The organism is Ligilactobacillus sp. ESL1201 (assembly GCF_058503265.1).
This window is the reverse complement of sequence record NZ_CP196362.1, coordinates 458,419-480,207: the sequence shown is the minus strand read 5'-3', so window position 1 is coordinate 480,207 and position 21,789 is coordinate 458,419. Positions and strand designations below refer to the sequence as shown.

General features: G+C 45.5%; 21 protein-coding genes. 2 read left to right on the top strand and 19 right to left on the bottom strand.

The genetic code is table 11. The features are described from left to right. Positions 1 to 119 precede the first annotated feature (119 nt). Complete coding sequence (locus ACSYSK_RS02330; RefSeq protein ID WP_491715357.1) at positions 120 to 1,136, top strand: LCP family protein; 1,017 nt, start codon at positions 120 to 122, stop codon at positions 1,134 to 1,136. A 145-nt stretch (positions 1,137 to 1,281) separates the two neighbouring features. Here ACSYSK_RS02330 and ACSYSK_RS02325 read toward each other — a convergent pair whose 3' ends face one another. From ACSYSK_RS02325 to ACSYSK_RS02255, 15 genes are all read right to left on the bottom strand, one after another. After that, positions 1,282 to 1,482, bottom strand: a complete 201-nt coding sequence (locus tag ACSYSK_RS02325; protein WP_491715356.1) for a cold-shock protein — start codon at positions 1,480 to 1,482, stop codon at positions 1,282 to 1,284. 378 nt (positions 1,483 to 1,860) lie between these two features. Beyond that, on the bottom strand, positions 1,861 to 2,505 hold the full coding sequence (locus tag ACSYSK_RS02320) for a metal-dependent transcriptional regulator (RefSeq protein ID WP_491715355.1): 645 nt from the start codon (positions 2,503 to 2,505) through the stop codon (positions 1,861 to 1,863). 53 nt (positions 2,506 to 2,558) lie between these two features. Beyond that, positions 2,559 to 3,455: an RluA family pseudouridine synthase gene (locus ACSYSK_RS02315; RefSeq protein ID WP_491715354.1), complete on the bottom strand. Its 897-nt coding sequence runs from the start codon at positions 3,453 to 3,455 to the stop codon at positions 2,559 to 2,561. A 24-nt stretch (positions 3,456 to 3,479) separates the two neighbouring features. After that, positions 3,480 to 4,061: a hypothetical protein gene (locus ACSYSK_RS02310; RefSeq protein WP_491715353.1), complete on the bottom strand. Its 582-nt coding sequence runs from the start codon at positions 4,059 to 4,061 to the stop codon at positions 3,480 to 3,482. Between the two features lie 124 nt (positions 4,062 to 4,185). Beyond that, positions 4,186 to 5,118 carry a pyrimidine-specific ribonucleoside hydrolase RihA gene (gene rihA / locus ACSYSK_RS02305; protein WP_491715352.1) on the bottom strand — a complete coding sequence of 311 codons (933 nt, stop codon included), beginning with the start codon at positions 5,116 to 5,118 and terminating at the stop codon, positions 4,186 to 4,188. A 100-nt stretch (positions 5,119 to 5,218) separates the two neighbouring features. After that, positions 5,219 to 5,563: an AzlD domain-containing protein gene (locus ACSYSK_RS02300; protein WP_491715351.1), complete on the bottom strand. Its 345-nt coding sequence runs from the start codon at positions 5,561 to 5,563 to the stop codon at positions 5,219 to 5,221. Positions 5,564 to 5,565: 2 nt separating this feature from the next. Further along, a complete protein-coding gene (locus ACSYSK_RS02295) occupies positions 5,566 to 6,330 on the bottom strand; it encodes an AzlC family ABC transporter permease (RefSeq protein WP_491715350.1) in 765 nt (254 codons plus the stop codon). A 182-nt stretch (positions 6,331 to 6,512) separates the two neighbouring features. Then, entirely contained in the window at positions 6,513 to 7,802 is a 1,290-nt protein-coding gene (locus ACSYSK_RS02290) for a D-alanyl-D-alanine carboxypeptidase family protein (protein ID WP_491715349.1), read from the bottom strand. A gap of 27 nt (positions 7,803 to 7,829) precedes the next feature. Next, positions 7,830 to 8,990 carry a sensor histidine kinase gene (locus ACSYSK_RS02285; protein WP_491715842.1) on the bottom strand — a complete coding sequence of 387 codons (1,161 nt, stop codon included), beginning with the start codon at positions 8,988 to 8,990 and terminating at the stop codon, positions 7,830 to 7,832. Positions 8,991 to 9,010: 20 nt separating this feature from the next. After that, positions 9,011 to 9,700, bottom strand: coding sequence for a response regulator transcription factor CroR (gene croR, locus ACSYSK_RS02280; RefSeq protein ID WP_491715348.1), 690 nt, complete (start codon positions 9,698 to 9,700; stop codon positions 9,011 to 9,013). Positions 9,701 to 9,729: 29 nt separating this feature from the next. Continuing rightward, complete coding sequence (locus tag ACSYSK_RS02275; protein WP_491715347.1) at positions 9,730 to 10,443, bottom strand: SAM-dependent methyltransferase; 714 nt, start codon at positions 10,441 to 10,443, stop codon at positions 9,730 to 9,732. Positions 10,444 to 10,448: 5 nt separating this feature from the next. Continuing rightward, positions 10,449 to 11,273, bottom strand: coding sequence for a glycosyltransferase family 8 protein (locus ACSYSK_RS02270; protein ID WP_491715346.1), 825 nt, complete (start codon positions 11,271 to 11,273; stop codon positions 10,449 to 10,451). A gap of 261 nt (positions 11,274 to 11,534) precedes the next feature. After that, positions 11,535 to 12,716, bottom strand: a complete 1,182-nt coding sequence (locus ACSYSK_RS02265; RefSeq protein WP_491715345.1) for an aminotransferase-like domain-containing protein — start codon at positions 12,714 to 12,716, stop codon at positions 11,535 to 11,537. Between the two features lie 272 nt (positions 12,717 to 12,988). After that, entirely contained in the window at positions 12,989 to 14,200 is a 1,212-nt protein-coding gene (locus ACSYSK_RS02260) for an NAD(P)/FAD-dependent oxidoreductase (RefSeq protein WP_491715344.1), read from the bottom strand. A 12-nt stretch (positions 14,201 to 14,212) separates the two neighbouring features. After that, positions 14,213 to 15,121 carry a prenyltransferase gene (locus ACSYSK_RS02255; protein WP_491715343.1) on the bottom strand — a complete coding sequence of 303 codons (909 nt, stop codon included), beginning with the start codon at positions 15,119 to 15,121 and terminating at the stop codon, positions 14,213 to 14,215. Between the two features lie 97 nt (positions 15,122 to 15,218). Between ACSYSK_RS02255 and ACSYSK_RS02250 the strand changes: the two genes are divergently transcribed. After that, positions 15,219 to 16,199, top strand: a complete 981-nt coding sequence (locus tag ACSYSK_RS02250) for a polyprenyl synthetase family protein (protein ID WP_491715342.1) — start codon at positions 15,219 to 15,221, stop codon at positions 16,197 to 16,199. A 152-nt stretch (positions 16,200 to 16,351) separates the two neighbouring features. Here the strand turns inward: ACSYSK_RS02250 and cydC are convergent, their stop codons facing one another. The 4 genes from cydC to queG all read right to left on the bottom strand — a co-directional run bounded on the left by cydC (position 16,352) and on the right by queG (position 21,670). Next, on the bottom strand, positions 16,352 to 18,106 hold the full coding sequence (gene cydC / locus ACSYSK_RS02245; protein WP_491715341.1) for a thiol reductant ABC exporter subunit CydC: 1,755 nt from the start codon (positions 18,104 to 18,106) through the stop codon (positions 16,352 to 16,354). A 1-nt stretch (position 18,107) separates the two neighbouring features. Further along, positions 18,108 to 19,820 carry a thiol reductant ABC exporter subunit CydD gene (cydD, locus tag ACSYSK_RS02240; RefSeq protein ID WP_491715340.1) on the bottom strand — a complete coding sequence of 571 codons (1,713 nt, stop codon included), beginning with the start codon at positions 19,818 to 19,820 and terminating at the stop codon, positions 18,108 to 18,110. Between the two features lie 127 nt (positions 19,821 to 19,947). Beyond that, entirely contained in the window at positions 19,948 to 20,439 is a 492-nt protein-coding gene (locus ACSYSK_RS02235; protein ID WP_491715339.1) for a DUF1440 domain-containing protein, read from the bottom strand. A gap of 76 nt (positions 20,440 to 20,515) precedes the next feature. Further along, positions 20,516 to 21,670: a tRNA epoxyqueuosine(34) reductase QueG gene (queG, locus tag ACSYSK_RS02230; protein WP_491715338.1), complete on the bottom strand. Its 1,155-nt coding sequence runs from the start codon at positions 21,668 to 21,670 to the stop codon at positions 20,516 to 20,518. Between the last annotated feature and the right edge of the window lie 119 nt (positions 21,671 to 21,789).

Genomic DNA, 21,789 nt, shown 5'->3' with positions numbered 1-21,789 from the left:
GAAAAAAATTCTTGTCTTAATACTAATAAAAAAGTTACCATAGAGAAAAGCAAGTCAATTATTGCCGCCAAACTGTGGCACTTGCTTTGAACAAGTAACTCGATCTGAGGAGGAACATCATGGGACAACCGCATTTTTCCCCGCAAAATACCAGACACCGTTCCCAAAAACGTCATACCGGACTGCTGGTCACTTTTTTAGTGCTACTCTTCGCTTGTTTAGGCGTCGCCTGTTCTTTTTTGTATTACAAGTACCAAAAGGCAAGCTCAACGGCAGACGAGATCTACCAAGCAACTACTAATGAGCAACAGCGTGACGTCCACCAATTGCTCCGACACAAAAAACCACTCAGTTTACTGTTACTAGGAACCGATACCGGAGCGTTAGGGCGGACTTTTAAGGGCCGGACCGACACCTTGATACTAGCCGTTTTAAACCCTCAAAAAAAGGAAATGACCCTAGTCAGTTTACCACGCGATACGGAAGTAGCAGTTTACAATCACGAAGAAGATTTCCCCAGTAAATTAAATACTGCTTACATGTACGACGGCTCTAGCTCCGCGGTGCAAACGGTGCAACAGTACCTCAACGTCCCAGTTGATTTTTACGTTACTATCAATATGGGGGGACTAGAAAAGTTGATCAACGCAGTCGGTGGACTAGATGTTACTCCGCCGTTGAGCTTTTCGTACGGCGGTGCCAGCTTTATTCAGGGACAAAAAAAACACGTCGACGGGCAAGCAGCACTTTCTTACGTGCGGATGCGTTACGCCGATCCCGACGGCGATTACGGTCGTCAAAAACGCCAACAAGAAGTCCTAATGCAATTAGCTTTTAAGGGAACTAAACTTAACAGCCTGCTGAACGAACAATTTTTACAAACTGTTTCCCATCAGCTAACTACCAACCTCACCTTAAAAGAAATGGTCCAACTAGAATCCGGTTATCATACTGCCACTCACCACTTACAGGCAACTCACCTGCAAGGTAATCTTGCGACTAAAGACGGGCAAGACTTCGAAGTCCCTCGTCAAGCCGAAAAGCAACGAGTGACTAACCTGTTACGCAAAACATTAGAACTTCCGGCCGCCAAAACGGGAAATACTTTACCGTCAGACGTCATTGACATTCAATAAACGTGGATATTTAGTATCAATTAAAGTGTAACATAAAAATCGCCAATAAAAAAGAGTGGTTTGCACTAGCAAAATAGCAAGCCACTCTTTTAATACCAAATAAAAAAGGGACTAGACATTAACTGCCTTCGTCCCCCTAAAATTATTAGTCTTTAACTACGTTAGCTGCTTGTGGGCCACGGTCGCTATCTTCTACATCGAAAGTAACGTGTTGACCTTCGTCCAAAGTCTTGAAGCCGTCGCTTTGAATAGCTGAGAAATGAACGAACACGTCGCTACCGTCTTCACGAGTAATAAAGCCATAACCTTTATCTGCATTAAACCACTTAACTGTACCTTGTTCCATTAAATGAATCCTCCTTATTGCGCCTGTTAGGCACATTGATATGTTGTAATTCTAATCGGCGCTTTATGGAGGAAATTATTTGAAACATCCTTACCAAAAAAACCTCTTCAAACTACGTAAGTAATTATAGCACACTAATGGTCAAAAAACAGTATTATTTTTAAATTATTTCACGAAAATACAGGTGCTGGGGCAAAACTCTGTTTTGTTCCAGCACCTGTTTTTGTTTTCCGTAAGTAATAGACTGATCGTGCTCCAAAAAGCAGCAGTTTGTGCCTAGCTACGTTTCAAAATAAAACCCAAGTGCAGGTTTTACTTTGAAACTAGGCTAGTGCTCGACTGCTAAACGCTTTTTGTCCCAACTCCATTATTTTTAAATTATTTCACGAAAATATAATGCGCAGCCTTATAGCTGACATTGAGTTGCTGGCCGTCTTGCAGCCGTACTCGTACCGGCCCTTCAAAGGGCGCGTGTTCTTCAATTGTTAATTGTTGCCCTAATTTCAACTGCACTTCATCTAAGTAGGTTAATAATTCGTGATTATCAACAAAACGCTCGACCACTTTTTGCTCCCCGTTAGGAACGTCCGCTAGTAATTCTTGGTTAGCTTCATTGCAGTCGGTCACGTTACCGGGAATCAACCCGCCATGAGGACATTTTTTAGGAAACTCTAAGAACTGATTTAGATGTTCCATTAAATTATTACTAGTCGCGTGCTCTAAAACTTCCGCATCGTTATGCACGTCAACTAAGTTATAGCCTAATTTAGTCACCAAAAACTCTTCCCATAAACGGTGTCGTTTGATCAGGTCTTCCGCTACTTTTACCCCTGATTTGGTCAACGAGATTCCTGCATAGGGAGTATGCTTGACCAACTTTTCCTTGCTTAACTTGGTGACCATTTCGGTAACTGAGCCTGCAGCAACACTTAGGCTAGCAGAAATTTTTTTATTACTAACCTTTTTGTGCGCACCACCCAATTCAAAAATGATTTTCAAATAGTCCTCTTTTTTAGGAGTCATATTTCCACCTCTTCCCTTCCTCTTCTACTTTAACATATTAATTTTTTCACTATCTAGTGCTGACCCATTCTTTTTTGTAATAATGTTACTTGTTGGGCCATATCAGCCGGTAATGAACTGCTAAATTGCAGTTTTTGGCTCGTAAACGGGTCCGCTAATTGCAAATCAGCGGCGTGCAAAGCCTGGCGACTTAACTGTGTAGTTGGTCCGCCGTAAAGTTCATCGCCAATCAAAGGGTGCCCGAGTGCCGCAAAATGCGCCCGGATCTGGTGCGTTCTTCCCGTATGCAATTTGACGCGCACTAAAGTAGCTGAACCTAAACCGGCCAGCTGCCAGTATTCAGTTTTAGCGGGTTTGCCCTGATCGTTGACTTCTTGGGCAAAGCTTGCCGGCTTGCGGGCCAACGGCAATTCGATCAGCCCGTGTTGGTGTGTTAGTTGCCCGGCAACTAACGCCACGTAGCCCTTGGTCACCGCTCCCGGAGTTTTCTCCAGCAGTCCCTGGGCAAAACGATGCCTAGCTACTAACACCAGCCCACTGGTAAAACGGTCTAAGCGGGTAATGATATGGGGGACGAGGTCGGAAGAACCCTGTGCCTGCAAGTATCCTTTGACCCGGTTGACTAAAGTGTCCGTACGGTTACTGGGCCCTGGCACACAGGTCAGCCCCGCTGGTTTGTCGACGACCAGCCAGTTTTGGTCCTCGTACACGACGGTAATTTCGTTTTGACTAACGGCTACCCGCGGATCGGGCTTTTCCGCCGGCAAGATCAACGTAATCGTCGCCGCTGCGCTCAATTCACGGGAGAGTGGCCGCACTCGCCGGTCAACTACGACTTTTCCTTGACCGTGTTTGATGTGACTAAACATCCGGTGACTAACACCTTTTGCCTGTAAAAATTGCTTAACGGTTTCTTTATGCTCGTCAGTTTTATGCCAAGTAAATTTCATCTGCCACGTTTCCTTTAACTATGCTCATTCATTCAACTGGTAGCCCAAACGCTGTAAGTGGGAGTCGTTGTTTTTCTTTAACTGGCGCGCCTGGTGTCTCACATCGCGGTAAGGACGCCCGGAAGCGGTTAAGACTCGCCGCAATTTTTGGTTAGCAGCCAAATATTCGCCCTTTAGCGCTAACTTACGGGCAACTTGATACTCACTATGCAACGATTGGCGTTTTTTGTTGATCTTGGTAAACTTAACCTTTTGACTGGCGGCGCGCTGCCGTAACGTCCGAGAACCTCCGCTAATTTGCGTCACCGACGTCAAGACCTGCGCGGCTTGCCGATAAGAATAGCGGTCGGCAAAGTTTAACGCCTGTTGGTATAATTCAACTTGTTTTAAACTAGCCACGGTGCGCCGGTCGTTAGTTCTTTTACTCTGTGCCGCCGTCAGTAATTTACGCGCCCGCAGATAGTTGCCTCGTTTGATAGCAGTTTGTCCCTGGTTAAATGTACGCCAAAAATAGCGGTCATTTTCCAACTTCTTAGTGTGTCCAAAGCCAATAAAAGTCACTGCCACCAGTGCGATCACTAATATCCATCCTAACCAGCGTTTCATCAGTCAACCTTCCTTACTTGAGCCAATTACTTACCTACACAGTTTTAAATTAAAGCATACCATAATAAAGGGAGCTAGGATAGAAAATTGTCCCGCCCCCTTGTTGGGTCACTATGTTGTTAATTTAAGAAAAGGTCTTTAAACAGTCACAAATCAAAGCCACGAATTTTTCCCTATCAATGGCTAATAAGACTTCCGTATTCGGTTTTTTACCGGTTAAGTTCCACTGATCTACCACCGTTTCGCCCCGTGTCAAAGTCCCAGCTAATTCAACGTCAACATTGGCGGTCAGGCTCTTGAAATATTCGGGATGTACCAGCCAGGTGATGGTTACCGGATCATGAACCGGGATACCCGCAAAGCCCCACTTGTCTTGCCCGTAATAAATTCCATAAAAATCAAGTAACTCAGCCATCGCAACGGCTACGGGGTTACCGATATTTCTAATTTCTTCAATGTCTGCTTTTAAAATTTGCGCTTGGTGCGTCACGTTTAAACCGGCCATCACCAACGGGATCCCCGCATTAAATACCAAACTAGCGGCTTCCGGATCGACCGCAATGTTAAATTCGGCTGCAGGTGACCAGTTGCCAAAGCCCTTGCCGCCACCCATCAAAACGATCTGCGCAATTTTAGCTTTCAGTTCCGGATAAACACTCAAAAATAACGCAATATTAGTCATCGGGCCGGTCACCACTAAAGTCACCGGTTCGCTTTGTTCACGCAAGGTCCGCGCGATCAATTCAATAGCCGGCATTTTTTCAGGAGCAAAACCCGGAGCGGGCAATTTAGTGCCGTCCAAACCCGTTTCCCCGTGAACGTCATCGGCAATCATCAAGTCTTGTAACAGGGGCTTTTGATTACCACCAGCAACCGGGACAGAACTAGCGCCTAAAAGCGTCAACATTCGTAACGCATTGTTCAGTGTTTTATCAGGAGTCTGATTGCCAGCAGAAGTCGTTACTGCCAGTAATTCAATTTCAGGTGCAGCAACAGCCATCATGATGGCAAACGCGTCATCATGACCAGGATCGCAATCTAAAATAATCTTTTTCATCAAAATCTCCACCTTTCACACTTGCTCCACAACTACTCTAAGTATAACAAGCCAAAGGCACAGAAAAAAGCGATATCACTAGTAAATAATATTTTTATTACTATGCCGGTAAAAATAGTGCTAACAGCGCCACTACTACCAACCCCACGACGACCGCTAAGCCCATCGAACGGGAATAATAGGCGATCAAGACCACCACGATCGAAGCCAAGATCTTAGAAACGTTGGTGACCCCCACGAAAGTATAATTTTGCGTATTCATAAAAATATCCTTGACTACCAGTGCGGTAAACAACGATACCGGCACGTATTTCATCCACTCGTTAAACCATGCGGGGATCTTTCTAGTCGAGAAAATGCGCATAGGCAAATAGCGCGGAACAAAGGCGACACACATTGATAATAAGATCAAGATGAAATGATCCGTAGTATTTGTGATCTGCATAATTAATCTCCTGATTTGATTTCGTTACGGCCCGGCGTCGGCTTGATCTTTTTCAGCCAAAAACCACGCGTCTTGCCTTTTTTAACTAAATGATCCTCAATCATAAATCCTAACAAAGATGCCAACAAAGTAGCTACCACTAATCCCATTGTACTTTTAAGTATCATTAACGCCAATACCGCAAACACGCCAGCCACCACGCTGATCAAGATCGTCAGTTTATTTTTAATTTGCATTACTACCATGTAAATAAATAGCGCGGTTAACGCGTAATCTACGATCGTCAGGTTAATGGTGATAAAGCCGCCTAAAAAGCTGCCCACTAAGTTAGACAACGACCAAAAAGCCAGCGAAAAATGTTCCACCAGCAAGGCCTGTTCGGGCGTCCACGTTTTATCAGTGACAAATTTTAAGTAGTTCACGGCGTAATTTTCGTCATTCATCGACGCCGCAAAAACTAGTAAGAATTTTTTGCTAGTTCCCCTGACATACTGGGACAAACTAGAACCCAGCAAGGCATACCGCATTTCCAAAAACAGCAGCATCAACAAGATCGTTTGCAATGAAGCATGGACCGTCAGCATTGAAGCGATCATAAACTGCGCACCACCAGAAAAAACTAGAAGAGAGACCAACAGTGTCATCAAAAAGTTAAATCCCGCCGCGTGCAACAACACACCACAAGCTAAACCGATCGGGATGTAACTCAAACATAACGGCAACACGATTGGAAAGACTTCTTTTAACAGTGAAATCGACTTTTTCACGGCTACGCCTCCAACAAGGATTTTTCACCTTGATTATAACATACGAATGTTTGCTTGCTCCAATTATTTTGATCCCACTTGAGCATAAAAAAGGAGTTGGGACAAAAAGCGTGAAGTGCTCCATAATAGTTAGACATAGAAACTAACTATTATGGAGCACTTCAAAGTTTTATCTCAGCCCCTCAACTTCCAGTTAAAAACGTCGTGATTTTACGGTGAACGATGGTAAACCAGCTTGCTTTAGCCACACCGTGGCGCGCGACGAGTTCATTTTGATCCGGCACTGATAAATAAAATGGCCGGTGTCGATTGATCCTGACTTGATAACGACCGAGACGACTACCAGCCGCTAACGGTGCGGACTTTTTGGCGGGTGTTGTTTGAACGCTAACGACCGCCGTTGCCACGTCTTCTTTAGGTACCCAGACATGTGCGGAATTTAGCGGCCGCACCTTTGCTGTCTTTTTGCTACCATCAACTACGGGCAAGCTAGCAGGTAATTTATGATCTAGTGACAGCCAATCGTAGTTTTGGTACACGAAATTCATTAATTTAGCTGTCTCCACAAAACGTCCCGGGTCCTGTTCATCCTGGTGACTAGCACCTAAAACAACGGTAATGATCCGGTGACCGTTTTTATTAGTGGTGCCAACAAAATTAGCACCGGCCGCATTAGAAGTCCCCGTTTTTAAACCGTCGACTGGCAACTGTGGGTCGGCATTCGCACTGCCCGGCAACATCAAATTCCAGTTGATCAGCGGCGTCGTCGTCCGGTCCCTGTTATCAAAAACCGAGTGCGCCACACTGGTAGTCTGCAAGACTTCCGGGTAATCGTGGACTAAATGCAGCGCGATCACCGCCATATCACTGGCAGAAAATTCGTTAGTTGCGTTGTCTGGAGCGTTAGGATAACGATCTGAACGCACTTCACCGTTGTCCAGCCCGTTAGCCGTGTAGAGCTTAGCGTCATTTATGTGCCAGCGGTGCAGTTGCTTTTTCATCAGATCAATAAATTTGATCTGACTACCTCCCACTTTTTGCGCCAAAACCATCGCCGTCGCATTAGCCGAATAGATCAAAGTTGCTTGGTAAAGCTGGGCTACTGTATAAGACTTATCTGCTCGTAACGTAACGTTAGCTAGTCCCGGCTGGTGGCTGACACTGACCGCAGCCGCGTCGGGAGTTAATTTTTGCTGCCAGCTTAACCGCCGTTGGTGCACGGCTTGCAATACCAAATAAACCGTCAATAATTTCGTCAAAGAAGCCGCGGGTAATTTAGCCGCAGCGTTTTTAGCGTACAAGACCTGCCCGTTAGTCGCGTCGACTGCTATTGCCGCGTTAGCAGCCACCTGCAATTTATCCGTTTGTTGGTCCAAAAGCGTGGCCGCGTTAACGGGAAACGCCGCACAGTCGAGCCCCCAAACGACCATTAGCATCAGCAGTACCGTTTTTTTTAACTTACTGGCCTCCATCTACTCAATTCCTTTACTAATATCTGATCATTGCTTAACTAGCGGCGGTTTGATCGTTAGATTATGCTTGAGTGGCAAATGAACGATAAACTCCGTCAACTCAGCCGTCGACTTGGCGTAAATATAACCGTGGTGTAACTCGACTATTCCCCGGGCGATTGCCAGCCCTAAACCGGTCCCGCCCGTTTCTTGTGAACGTGAACCCTCGACTCTATAGAAGCGTTCAAAGATTTGGGCTAATGACGCCGCGGGGATCTGTGCGCCGTCGTTTGCCACCACAATTTGCACTTCACGGTTAGAAATTTTTTGGGCACTCAGGTAGATGTTATGCCCGTCTTTGCCATATTTGAGTGCGTTAGTGATCAAATTGTTAAACAAACGCGCTAATTTTTCCGCGTCGGCTTGCAACATCAGCACATCCTCAGTTTCTTTTACGTGAATTTCCATTTGCTTTTTACTAGCTTCTAACTCAAAACTGGCTCCTAATTGTTCCAGTAACGCGTTCAAGTCGATCTGCGTTAATTTCAGTTGCTCGTGAGTTTGCACCTTAGTATATTCAAACAGATTTTCTACCAACGATTTCATTTGCTTGGATTTCAAATAAGCGGTGTGCGTGTATTTAAGTAAGTCTGCTTGGCTCTGATATTGTTTATCTTCTATCAGTCCTAGATAACCGATGATCGACGTCAACGGCGTCCGAATATCATGGCTAACATTAGTGATCAGTTCGTCTTTGGATTTCTCACTTTGGCGCTGTTCTTCCAGTGAATTGATCGTGCTGTCGACCAGCGAATTGACGCTTTCTACCACCCGTTGCATTTGGCCCGTCAATACGAACGGAATCTTATGGTCAAAATGACCCGCAGCGATGTAGTGCAACTCACCGATCACGTGACGCAGTTGCATCTGGCGGTACCGGCGTAACAACCGCCAATAAACGATAAACGCATCGGCCACTAGCATCAGGACCGTAAATAACCAGCCCCAACTCCACAACTGCAGGTGCTGGGGACCAAAAGTCAGCGACATTTTGATCTGAAAAATGCCGTTTTCTACGCCCGGATTAGCCGCGATCAGTTGATTAGCAATCAAAAAGATCGACATGTTTAACGACAGTAAGATAATGACGGTAACGATCCCTTCTCCGAAAAGTTCGCTTTTTTCACGTCCCGTTAACTGCAATTTCATCACAGTCACACTCCCGTTTACTAGTGAAGTTCGACTTTATAGCCGACTCCCCAAACCGTTTGTACCACTTTTTCGCCGCCCGTCGCTTCTTCGATCTTATCGCGTAAATGGCTGACGTGGACCATCACCGTTTTAGCGGACACGACAGATTCTTGCTGCCACACGCGTTCGAAGATCTCATCGGCCGAAAATACCCGGTTAGGATGGCTAGCCAACAGGTATAAAATGCCAAATTCTAGGGCCGTCAGCTGAATATTTTTTCCGTCGCCGGTCACGACTTCGTGCGAATCTTTTTTGATGATCAAAGGACCGACTTCTAATTGATCCGGCTCTTTTTGAGTTACCTGTTGACGCGAACGGCGTAACAACGATTTGACCCGGGCCATCACTTCTAAGGGATTAAATGGTTTAGTGACGTAATCGTCAGCTCCTTGGATCAGTCCTTGGATCTTGTCTAGATCGTCGGTTTTAGCCGACAACAATAAAATCGGGATCTGCGAATCTTTTCTGACTTCTTTAACTACCTCTAGGCCATCGACTTGGGGCATCATAATGTCTAGGATCATCAAATCAATGTCAGGAGTGGTATTCAACCTCGTCAAAGCTTCTTTGCCATTATAGGCTTTTTCTACTTCATAGCCTTCATTACTAATATAAATGCTCAGTAATTCTACGATATCCTTATCATCATCGACTACTAAAATTTTCATTGTCTGCTCCTCACTACTTTATTATTAAATCAACTGACACGGTAAACCCGATCGGAAATAAAGTCAAAGGGTTGATGGTGCACGTTTAATTCGGGAACCAACTGCAGCCGGGCTTGTCGCCAAAATCGCGCCGAGTTCGTCGCGCCGTTTAGTTCTCCGATCACTAATAATTCGCAGTTAGTCGTTTTGACCTGCTCTAAGATCTGAGAATCGACCAGCGTATTATCCGGTGCCCACTCCATGATCACCACGTCTACTTGAGAAGAGTACCGCTCAACTGCCGCCACCCCATCCAAACAAACGACGTCGGTCCACGGATCCGGACGCGTGATCGACTGGTCTTGCCACGCAAAATTATCCGTCGCGATCACGTGAGGCAATTGGCTAGCCAACACCCCGTTTCCCGCTAAGACCACCAAGACGCGCCGCCCGTGTAAGTAACGGATCAGGTCCTGACACCACTGCTGTGAAAAAACGTGCCAGATACCAAAATTAGTGATCAAAACTTGGCGCAAGTTATTGAGTTGACTAGCTACACTAAATAAGTCGTTTCCCCGTAATAACTGCTCTTTGAGTTGCTTGGTGCTAAACTCCAACAGCGGTAGCGGCGTTACCGGTAACCGTTTGGCAGCAAACGCTAAGACCGCCTGTTTGACCGCTGTGATCTTACCCGCAATAACCGGATACTTCTGGTAATATTGGTTTAAGTGCGTCAGTTCAGTTACGTAATCTTGCCAGTTCACTGTTCTTATTCTCCTTGGGTTTGTCCGACCAAACTAGCTCGGTGCGCGTAATGTTTGTATAAAGCCGAATACCTACCAAAATAGCCAGTTTTCCACGGCTTTTCCCGGCCACAAAAATGCAAGATCTTGGTGTGTGCTACCACCCAATTTAAATCCCACTGTCCCTTACTTAGCATCTCGTAGGTGCGGTTTTTGCGCGCATCAAAATTCCAGTACTCGTCGGGTAGTGCTAAAATCTGTTGCCCGTAAAGACCATTTAAAATATCCTGATCGGGTAACAATAAGTTAAAGCGGTTCTTTTCAATAAAATCATAGATCTCAACTTCATTAGCCACTTGGCGTAATAACGACAGGTTCATCAGTAATACCCCGGAATTAAAATAGGCATTTTCGTTGCCCAACCTAACCTTATTAACGACCTCGGTCACGTTAGTCAACTTACTGTGGCTACAAGCCGCGTACAAATAACCGCTGATGTCGGTTTGATATAACGGCAAAACGTCGTTGATACACAACACGTCAGCGTCTAAGTACAAGACCCTGTCGATATTTGCCGGTAAGTACTTGTAGGCTAACAGCCGGTAATAGATCGTTTCGGGATAGCGTTCGGTAGTTTTGGCACCACTAAAATCGCGTTTTTGCATGATGATCGGACGGTAGGCGATTTTTAACTGCCGACAAAACGCAGCGATCCGTGCGCTAGCTCGCAACTGTCGTTCTTGCATCACAAAAACCGTTAAGTTTGTGGCATCTGAATTACTGTAAAGTGAATAAATAACGGTTAACATCTGTTCTACAAAATCATCGTTGACCGCGAATAGCAAATTCATTGATCATCCCACCATCATTAGTTACAACCAATTACTGGTATTAGTAAGTGATTTAATTAATTATACCATGTTAAAAATAACACGCAGGTACCAAGCACCTCGCTGTAATCATTCTTAGGATTAATTTAAAGGAGTTGGGGCAACACGATTAAAACCATGATTAAAAATATACCAAAAGAGACCGGAACAAAATTTTGTTCCAGTCCCATTTTTCCGTAAGTTAGACTGATCGTGCTCCCTTTTTTCTTCGCGATTGCACTGCTATTGTTGAATGTTGCGCGCAATCGCCTGACCTAAAAGCTGACAACCGCGCTCAATTTGTTCTTCCGACACATCCGTAAAGTTCAAACGGATCTGGTCGGCGCGGTGTGAAACGGCGTACAGTTGCGAACTTTCAATAAACGTTACCCCACATTTTTGTTCCAGTAAGGTGCGTCCTTGCAGTCCCTGAGGCAACGTTACCCACACAAAAAAGCCACCATCTGGATCAGAATACGAGCATTCCTGCGGTAAATAACGCTTTAAGCTATCGTGCATTTTTTGACATTTACGCGCATAGATTTGTTTTAACTGCGCGATGTGTTCTTGAATATCATTATCAGTCAAGTACTGGTCGATCAAACGTAAGACCACGTTAGACGGTTGAAAGTCGCTGGCCGAACGCAGATCACTGATCAGGCGTAATAGTTCAGTCGAAGCTAGCAACCACCCCGTTCGTAATGCGGGCGAAAGGATCTTGGAAAAACTTCCCAGTGTGACCACGTTTCCGGTTTGATCAAAAGACTGGATGCTAGGCAAAGCCGTGCCCCGGTAACGCAATTCACCGTAAGGATCGTCTTCAATAACCAAGAAGTTATACTTAACAGCCAACTCTACTATTTTTTGGCGTTTCGCTAACGACATGCAATATCCCGTTGGATTCTGAAAATTAGGTACCGTGTACACCAACTTAACTTGATGTTGTTGCACGATCTGCTCTAATTGCTCCAAGTCCGGTCCGTCCGGTTGCATTTGCATCTCGTAAAATTGCGGCTTGCGACTTTCAAAAGCTTGCAGGGCACCGATATAAGTTGGGGCCTCTACGACGATGCCGTCATCAACATCCAAAAATAAATCGGCTATTAGACTAATCCCCTGTTGTGCTCCTTGGGTTAACATCACGTTAGCTGCACTCAGATCCTTTTTGCCCTTACGACTGGCAGCTACCGCAATTTTTTGACGTAACGGTAAGTAGCCGTCAACCGACGCGTACTGGTAAAGTTCTTCTGCCGAACAGTTCGCTGAAAGGTGATCAAAAGCTGCAGCTAACTGTTGTTGCGGGAAAAGGTCACCTTCAGGATAACCCGCCGCAAACGAGATTGCATCGCTTTGGTTACTTAACGCCAGCAACTCATCCATGGCAGAGCCTTCCTGTGAAATTCTTTGCGAAATTTTTGGTAACATATAACTTCCTCCCCAACACTTATTACCACTTAGTTTACTATAATCACTTATGTTAGTAAAATTCAACTTTTTCAGTTTAAAATGAATTATTATCATTTTAACAACAAAAAAGAAGAAGCTAGAAGCAAATACCATTTTGCCTCAACTTCTTCTTAGTTTGATCGTGTTCCAAAAAACAACAATTTACGCCCAGCTACGTTTCAAATAAAACCAAGTAGTTTTATTGCAACTAGGCTAGTACTCAACTGCTAATCTTTTTTACGTAACTCATTTTAATGATACAAATCAAAACGACCCTTAGCGAGCATTTCTTTAGCCCCGCCGGTTTCCATCAATGATTTATCCATGATGATCTTCTTCAACACGGATGCCGGGTAACCCTTAACGATTTTTCCGTTACCGATCACACCAAACGCATGAGTATTGCCGATTGAAGCCACCGTTCCTAGTGATTTATAGGAAAATTCAGTTGTTTCGCGCCCAGCCAATTGCGCCATGATATTTTTAGCGGCTAATTCGCCCATTACCAAAGAGATCTGTGCGGTCGTCGGGTACGGACGATTGCTTTGCGGGTCCATCACGGCCGAATCATCACCTACAAGATAAACGTTTTGGTATTCTGGGTCCCGTAAGTCGTTATTAACCATCACACGACCACGGCGGGCACTAAATCCAGAAGCATCCATGACTTCACTGCCAGAAACACCCGTCGTCCAAATGATGGTATTAGCTTTCAGTTCAGCAGTTGCGCCGGTTTCAGCATCGTCTTGGTAAACTACCGTTTGCGGCTTGATCTCTTTGATCGGTTTGCCCGTCAAAAATTTAATGCCCCAGCTTTGTAACTGCGAAACACCGTAGTTAGCCAGTTCTTCAGGGAACATCGGCAACAAGCGAGTTACAGCTTCGACAACGTAAATTTCAATCCTTTCTGGAACCACGCCAGCAATTGCTGCTAAGTCTTTACGGGCATCATTTAGCGCACCTAATAATTCGATTCCCGTGAAACCTGCACCGCAGACGACGATTTTCAAGTCATCCGGATCTTGGGTCTTTTTGTAATCTTGCATGCGACTAACAATGTGTTCGTGAACTGCAACGGCGGTCTTAACATTGACCATTTCTAATGAATTTTCGCTAACACCCTTGATACCAAATGATTCTGAACGAAAGCCTAAGCCGACGATCAAATAATCGTAAGAGATGGTAATATCATTGTCCAACGTTACCTGTTGGTTTTGGCGGTCGATTTTTTCGACTCTTGCCTGCACAAATGTCGTCACCCCTTCATCCACGATGTCTGCGATCGGGTATAAGATCTTTTCCGGCGGCTGCGTTCCGGCAGCGACTTCATGGAGGTCAGTTGCTTCGTAATGATAATCGTTTTGGTCGACTAAGGTAATGTGAAAACCACCCTGATTTGCTTGCAGGAAATGAAGGGCCCTTAACCCCGCATAACCGGCACCTAAAATAACGACTTCTTTCATTTAAATCTCTCCTTATAGTGTAAATATGATATAAGCCAAGTACGTTACGGCCTGTGCGGTAGAACCTAGTGCTAAGATCTTGACGGCACAAGAAAAAGTTGCGCGTTTTTCCTGTTTGTGGACATACAGCCTAATATTGTTAATGATCACCGGTAAAATAACTACCGTAAGCAAAACACTCCACGGAGCGATCCCCATAAAAACACCCGCGAGCAATGCGATAATTGCAGCGACGTTAGCAATGACAAACAAATCAACTGCCCCTTGTCGTCCCAAGTAATGAGCCAACGTATAACGATGATTACTTTCGTCTTCAGCTAAGTCACAAGTATTATTGGCAAGCATCAGATTGGAGATCCACAAAACGTTAGGTAAAGTAATCACAAAGATTTTACCCAGAGTTGGCCAATCCCACACGAATTGCTCATAGGTATTAAGGTAAACGCAGATCAAAGTGATCAAAAAACCCATCGTCGGGCCGGAAACTAATTCCCCGACCGGTAAACTCGATAAGGGCCGCGGGCCAGACGAATAAAAAAAGCCCACCAAAAAACAAATCACTCCTAAAACTAAGACCTGCCACCCGGCAACAGCAACTAACGCTAACCCGATCACGGTCGCAACGACTACCAGCGCCATCATAATATTAAATACTAACCTTAATGATAAATGTTCTCGGCCAATAATGTTAGTATTTTGCTTATAATTTTTTTGATCGACGGCATGGTGGTAATCATTATAGTTATCCAAAATGTCGACAGCCATGTTAAATAAAAACATCGCCACAAAAAAAGCGACCATTAATACCGGATGCAGTTCGTGAAAGTTATACCAACTGTAACAAGCACCCAAAATAAAAGGCAAAACACTCGCGGTCTTAGCCTTGATCTCCACTAATTCTAAAAAAACTCGCAGTGACAAAACGCCACACCCTTTCAATATTTTTTACATCTTAGTAAATTATGGTTTAATATACCTATATAGATTTAATTTTCCACATACAGGAAGGAATTCAGAAATGTCCACATTATGGAGCAATTATCCGCACATCGCCCGGCAATTACAACAAGTTGATTCGCTGATCACCCAGCGGATCCAAACCGATAATCCAAACGTCCAAGAACTAATGGCCACCATCGCAGATGACCAAGGTAAACAATTACGCCCGGGACTTTTTTTACTTTTTACCCGCTTGGGACAAACAGCAACAAAACACCCCGAGCAATTACTCAAAATCGCCGCTTCCCTAGAGGTATTGCACAAAGCCACTTTGATTCACGACGACATCGTTGACGATTCCCCGTTGCGCCGCGGCAAGGTCACCGTCCAGTCCCGTTACGGCAAAGACATTGCTGTTTACGCCGGGGACTTTTTACTGACCATTTTCTTTAAATTACTGACCGAAGCCATCAACGGCTCACCTTACATGGAAGTCAACGCCCGGATCATGCACCAGTTGTTGCTAGGTGAACTCAGTCAGATGCATCTGCGCTACTCCTTAGACCAAACGATCGCAGATTACTTAGAAAACATCAAGGGCAAAACCGCCGCGCTCTTCAAACTCGCTTGCATGGAGGGGATCCACTTTGGCGGTGGGACTGGCGCACAAGAAGAACTGGCCGGCAAGATCGGCGAAAACATCGGGATCGCTTTTCAAATTTACGACGACATCCTCGACTATTCCAGCAATCCCGAAGAACTTAAAAAGCCGGTCTTTGAAGACGTTGCCCAGGGCGTTTATTCTTCTCCACTACTCTTTGCCTATCATCAAGCACCGGATAAATTAGCTCCTTTACTAGCACTCAAAAAAGATATCAGTGCCGCACAAATTCAAGAAGTCGCTAATTTAGTCCAACAGACTGGAGGCATCACCGCGGCTAAACAGTTGGCTTTAGATTACACCAACCAAGCATTGGCACAGATCAACCAGCTCCCCAATCAAAAGGAAGCTCAAAAAATTTACCGTCTAGCGCGCAAATTATTACAACGTAAAAGTTAAAACCGGGAAATGGGACTGGGACAAAATTATCTTTTGTTCCGGTCCCATTTTTAGTTTCCGTAAGTAATGGACTTAATCACGTTTTTCAAGCCAGCATTTAACTTACAACTTGATTAATCGCGCTCCCAAAAGCAGCAGTTTGCGCAACTTATTTATAATTCTCCGTGGTCGATCGCTAGCAGTTGCTGGTAATAGTGGTTATGGGCGGCCAAGTCACTAGGTGCTCCGCTCATTTTTAGTTTGCCATCTTCGATAAAAATCACCTGGTCCATCAACGACAAGCCCTGCAAGTGGTGGGTGACCCAGATCAGCGTTTTTCCCTTTAATTGTTCCACGAAAGTTTCGATCAGTTCTTGTTCCGTCAACGGATCCAAGCTAACCGTCGGTTCGTCTAAAATTACCAGTGGCACGTTTTGCAGTAAGATCCGTGCTAACGCCAGCCGGTGACTTTCGCCGCCAGAAAAGCGATTCCCCGCTTCATCGACTTGGGTATCCAAGCCTGCAGGTAGCTCCTTGACCATTTCAGCTAAACCGACTCGCTGTAAAACGTCCCACAACTCCTGATCACTAGCGTTCTCATTACCGATCTTCAGGTTATTTCTGACCGTGGTATTAAACAAATACGGCGTCTGGTGGATCACACCGACAAACTCACTGATGCGCTCTTGCAGCTGAGCTACCGGTACACCATTTAACAAGATTTGCCCACTAGTCGGTTGCAAGTCCCCACGCAACAAGTGGATCAAAGTTGTCTTGCCCGCACCACTCCGGCCTAAAATTGCCACCTTTTGTCCCTGTTCAAAACGCAGGTCAAGTCCCTGCAAGACTTCGTGTTGGTGGTCATAACTAAAATGAAGGTCGTTGATTTGGTAACTAAACGGCGCCTGCAAGGACACCGTTGCTGCTGCTGGGTTCGCGGTTACCGGCTCCTGGTCTTGTTGAGCCAAATCATTCAAACGTACCAGTGAATCCGAATACGAATTACTTTCCTGGGCAGCACCAGCCAGATCCTTAAACGCGTCACTTAACGGAAAAATCACCAGCACAAAAGCCGCGATCCAATTGGCCGCACCACCGTGATTGCCCGGAAACTGGAAGGCCGCCCAGCACACGACCGCTACCGTCACGACCGCGATCACCAACTGGACTAAAAAGTTACGCAGGTGCTCGGCGTGGTTTAGCTGACTCTTGACCGCCCGCACCTGTTTTTCTTTAGCCGCATGTTGCTTAACGTACTGCGCGCCGCGCTGACTGAAGATCCAGTCAGAAACTCCCAGCACGTTATCGGTCAGTCCGCTGTATAAATTATTAGTCAAAGCCTTTTGACGCTCCTGCTTAGCGGCGTTAGCGAGCAGCGAAACTAGCGGCATTAAAATCGTCAAGATGCTGAGTAACAGCAGCATCACTAAGGCAAAGAAAAGAGAAAAATAACCCAGCGCGATCACGATCACGACGTACAAGGCCCAACCTACGATCGTCGGGAATACCGTTTTTAGGTAGAGATTTTGCAAGTGATCGATATCATCTGATAACAATCCCAAGATATCTCCGGTCTGATGACGTTCCTTAAAAAAGACCGCGTTTTTTTCCAAAATATTATATAAACGCAACCGCAACTCACTAGTTAACTTCAAAACCCAGTTATGGCTAGTCAGTCGTTCTAAGTAACGAAAGACCGGCCGGCCGATCCCAAATGCTCTGGTCAAAACGATCGGCACGTAGACGATCAAAATATTTTCCGGCAAGGCAGCCGACCTGCTGATCAAATAACCCGAATTAAACATCAAGGCCGCACCACAAAAGAAGGTCATAAACCCTAAAAAGAGAGCCAAGATCATCGACTTTGCATACTTACCTAAAAAGGGCTTGATCCAAGTGTCGTTTTTAAGTAACTTAATTATTTTCATCCTAGATCCTCCCCATCGCACTTTGCAATTGCACTAAAGCACCATTTTTTTGCTTCAATTCAGCTAAGGTTCCCGCCTCGACTACCCGACCGTTTTGCAAGACCAAGATCCGGTCCATTTGCTTTAACCAGTGCAAACGGTGAGTCGCAAAAATTACCAACCGGTCTTTCATCAACGGCAACATCCGTTGTTTCAGCTCTACTTCAGTTTCAATGTCTAAGTGCGCCGTGGGTTCATCGAATAAAATGATCTTGCGACTCGGATCCAAAAATGCCCGCGCTAAGGCGATCCGTTGCGCCTGTCCCCCACTCAAAGTCCGTGCCCCTTCGCCGATCACCGTCTCTAATCCTGCCGGTAAGGTGGCCACTAACTCAGTCAAGCCGACAACCTCAACGGCCTGTGCGATTTGTGCGGACGTTGCTTCGGGCTGATAAAAAGTAATATTTTCTCGCAGAGTCGCGTGAAAGATGTACGGGTTTTGCGGAATGTAAATCACTTGTTTTTGCCAGTCCGCCTGTTTAAACGAGGTCAACTCGGTTTTTCCGTAGGTAATTTGTGCCCGGTCGGGCTGGATAAAACCGCTTAGTAACCCGATCAAAGTCGATTTGCCCGCACCGCTTAAACCAACGACGCCGACTTTTTGAAAACCGTGTAACTCGAATTCGAAGTGGTTTTCGTGACCGGCATGTGGGTAACTGTAGGATAACTGCTGCACTTTTAAGCTGCTAGCAGCCGACCACGCCGGAAGTGTTACTTGTTGTGGCGTTTCTTCCTTGACGGCTAAAATATCGTTGATCGCCTGAAAGGCATTTTTCCCGTCCAGTGTGGCGTGATAATCGTTAGAAAAATCACGGATCGGTAAGAAATACTCCGGACTTAAAGTCAAAACTACGAGCGCGGGGTACAGTAATATTTTACCCGCGATCAAGTGCAAGCCTAAAAAGACCGCGACGACCGCGATCGAAAGCGTCGTAAAGAAATCGAGTGCAAATGTCGACAAGATCGCAATTTTTAACGTCGCGATCGTTGCTTTACGAAATTTCTCACTCGTTTTAAAAATACTATTACCGTATTTTTTACTGAGACCAAAGAATTTCAGGGTGTCGATCCCGCGCAACGAGTCCACAAAATGATTCGTCAGCAGTTGGTATGACTTGTACTGCTTATCCGCCTTATCCTGAGCGGCGTAACCCAAAACGATCATAAAAATGATGTCGACCGGCAAGATCAACAGTAAAAATAACGCGGCCTTGAGGTCATAACAACCGATCGCAATTAAAATCACGAAAGGAATGATCATCATGTTGATCATCTTAGACAAACTCAAGCTCAAATAATCTTCGACCTGGTCGATCCCCTCTAGTGCCATTGTCGTCACGTTACCAGTTCCCTGTTTTTGCGTGATCTGAGGACCGACACGAAAAATTTTAGCCAACAACTGGTTTCTGATCGCCTGCGATTGAGTCGCGGCAAACCGATCCAACCGTTGTTCTTTAACGTAAACGGCCAGGTGCCGCAACAAATAACAGCCAACAAATAAGCCCAACCATCCAAACTGCGCGTTTAAGTGGCCCCCGTTCCACAAGTTAACGATCGCCCGAGAAACGGCTAGGGTCTGGCCGACTATGGCCAGCGATTGCGCCAGGGTAAAAGCCAGTAAAAACAAAATTAAATTTTTAGCACCCGGTAAGTGCATGATCCTTTTATCAAACATTAGTTATTCCCACCATTTTCATCCTCTTTAACACTGATCATCATTACTATACACTGATACGAACATACAAAAAAGGGGGACTGAGGAAAAATCAATTTCATCTCGGTCCCTTTGTGTAGTAGTAATTTTATTTATGGTCCAGCTGATCATAAACAGCCGCACCGACAACATCGTTGGTCCACATCCACACCATGTGCCCCAGTAATTCGGAAACGTGCTCATCTACGGGTTGGTCTTTAGCGGCCGGAACGATATTTAGTGCGGGCATTGCTGCTAAGTGGGCCGCCCCCCAAACACCGATTCCAAATAAAGTTCCCTTTCCTAGCGTTACTACCGAGAACTTGCGGCGTAATAATTCATATAAAGCGGAACTGCCGATCGAAAAGCCAAAATGAATGATAAAAGTCGGCCACTGGATCTCGTGTTCTGAGTAATGATAACTAGCAGTGATCTTTTCTTCTGGGATCCCCATTAATTTCATCGTAGTGTGAGGCGGGTTTTCTGCGTCACGTTCAGGCGTCCGCGGCGGCAAAATATTTTCCCACCCTAACTTAACTAGACCGGAAACGATCCCGGCAACTACACCAGCTCCAAGTGCTGCTTTGACGTTGACCTTCATTGATAAACCCCTTTCTAAAAACATTAGTGTAATTATTCTAACAATTAGTAATTAAGATAGCAAACATCTCTTACTACTAGAGCTTTTCTAAGTGCTCCAACGCATTTTCGTATTCTTGCGTAATTTCTGGCGGCTGCCCGGCTTGCCTTTCCTTTGCCAGTTGTTCTCGCATACATTCTACCACCGCTTGATTTTTAGTTTTAACTAAGCGGCCGACCGCGTAAGCCGCAGTTGCTCGTAACACCGGACGCGGGTCGGTTTCCATCACCCGCAAAATTGGGGGCAACGCACTTCTATCGCCTAAATTAGCTAGGGCGATCAACGCGTTACGCTGCAACGGCTTTTTGCCCCGCCACGACCCTGCCAGTTTACCGAATTGTTCCTTAAACTCGCGGTTAGAAAGCTGCAACATTGAAACTAATTCTGGTGCAACTTGCTGGGGGGCCGGCTCCATTTCGGGATGAAAGTGAAAATCTTTTTTGCGATTAAACGGGCATACCAACTGACAAATATCACAGCCGTAGATCGTATTGCGGATCAGCGGCCTAAATTCAGCGGGCATCATTCCTTTAGTTTGTGTCTGATAGGAAAGACAACGCTGAGCATTTAACCTGCCATCGCCTAGCAGTGCTCCTGGAGGACAGTAATCGATACAACGCGTACAAGTGCCACATTGCGATTGCTTAGGAGTATCCGGTTCAAATTCGATGTCGGTGATGATCTCACCCAGATAGACAAATGAGCCGTATTCTTCCGTGATCAGCAAGCCATTTTTGCCGACAAATCCCAAACCAGCTCGTTGGGCAACGGCGACGTCGATCAGTTCGCCAGTATCTACCATGGGCTTAAAGTGTGCTTCTTGTTTCGTTAGCTGTTCGATACGTGCGATCAGCTCGTTCATTTTAGCACGTAGGATAAAATGATAGTCCCGCCCCCAAGACGCCCGGGCAAAATGCCCCCGTTTCAACTTAGAACGCGGCGGCTTAGCGGTCATTCTCGTCGGATAAGCCACAGCCACGGCGATGATCGACTGCGGTCGTTTAAAAACCAACTCGGGATGCAAACGCTCGTCTAAGTTTTGGTGTTCAAATCCCGAAGTATGCCCCGCCTTTTTTTGCGCCAGTAAACTTGGGCGTAATTTTTCAAAATCAGCGGCAGTAGTAAAACCGATCTTGTCGATGCCGCTCTCTTGGCTAGCGGCAATTATCAACTCTTTTAAGTGAGTATTCATTTTCCGACCCCCTACCAGTTATCATACCATATGGACTGAAACACAAATAGAGCCTAAGACAATGAATTCTGCCTCAGGCCCTATTTTAATATTCACATAATGATAGTCTTAATTATGCG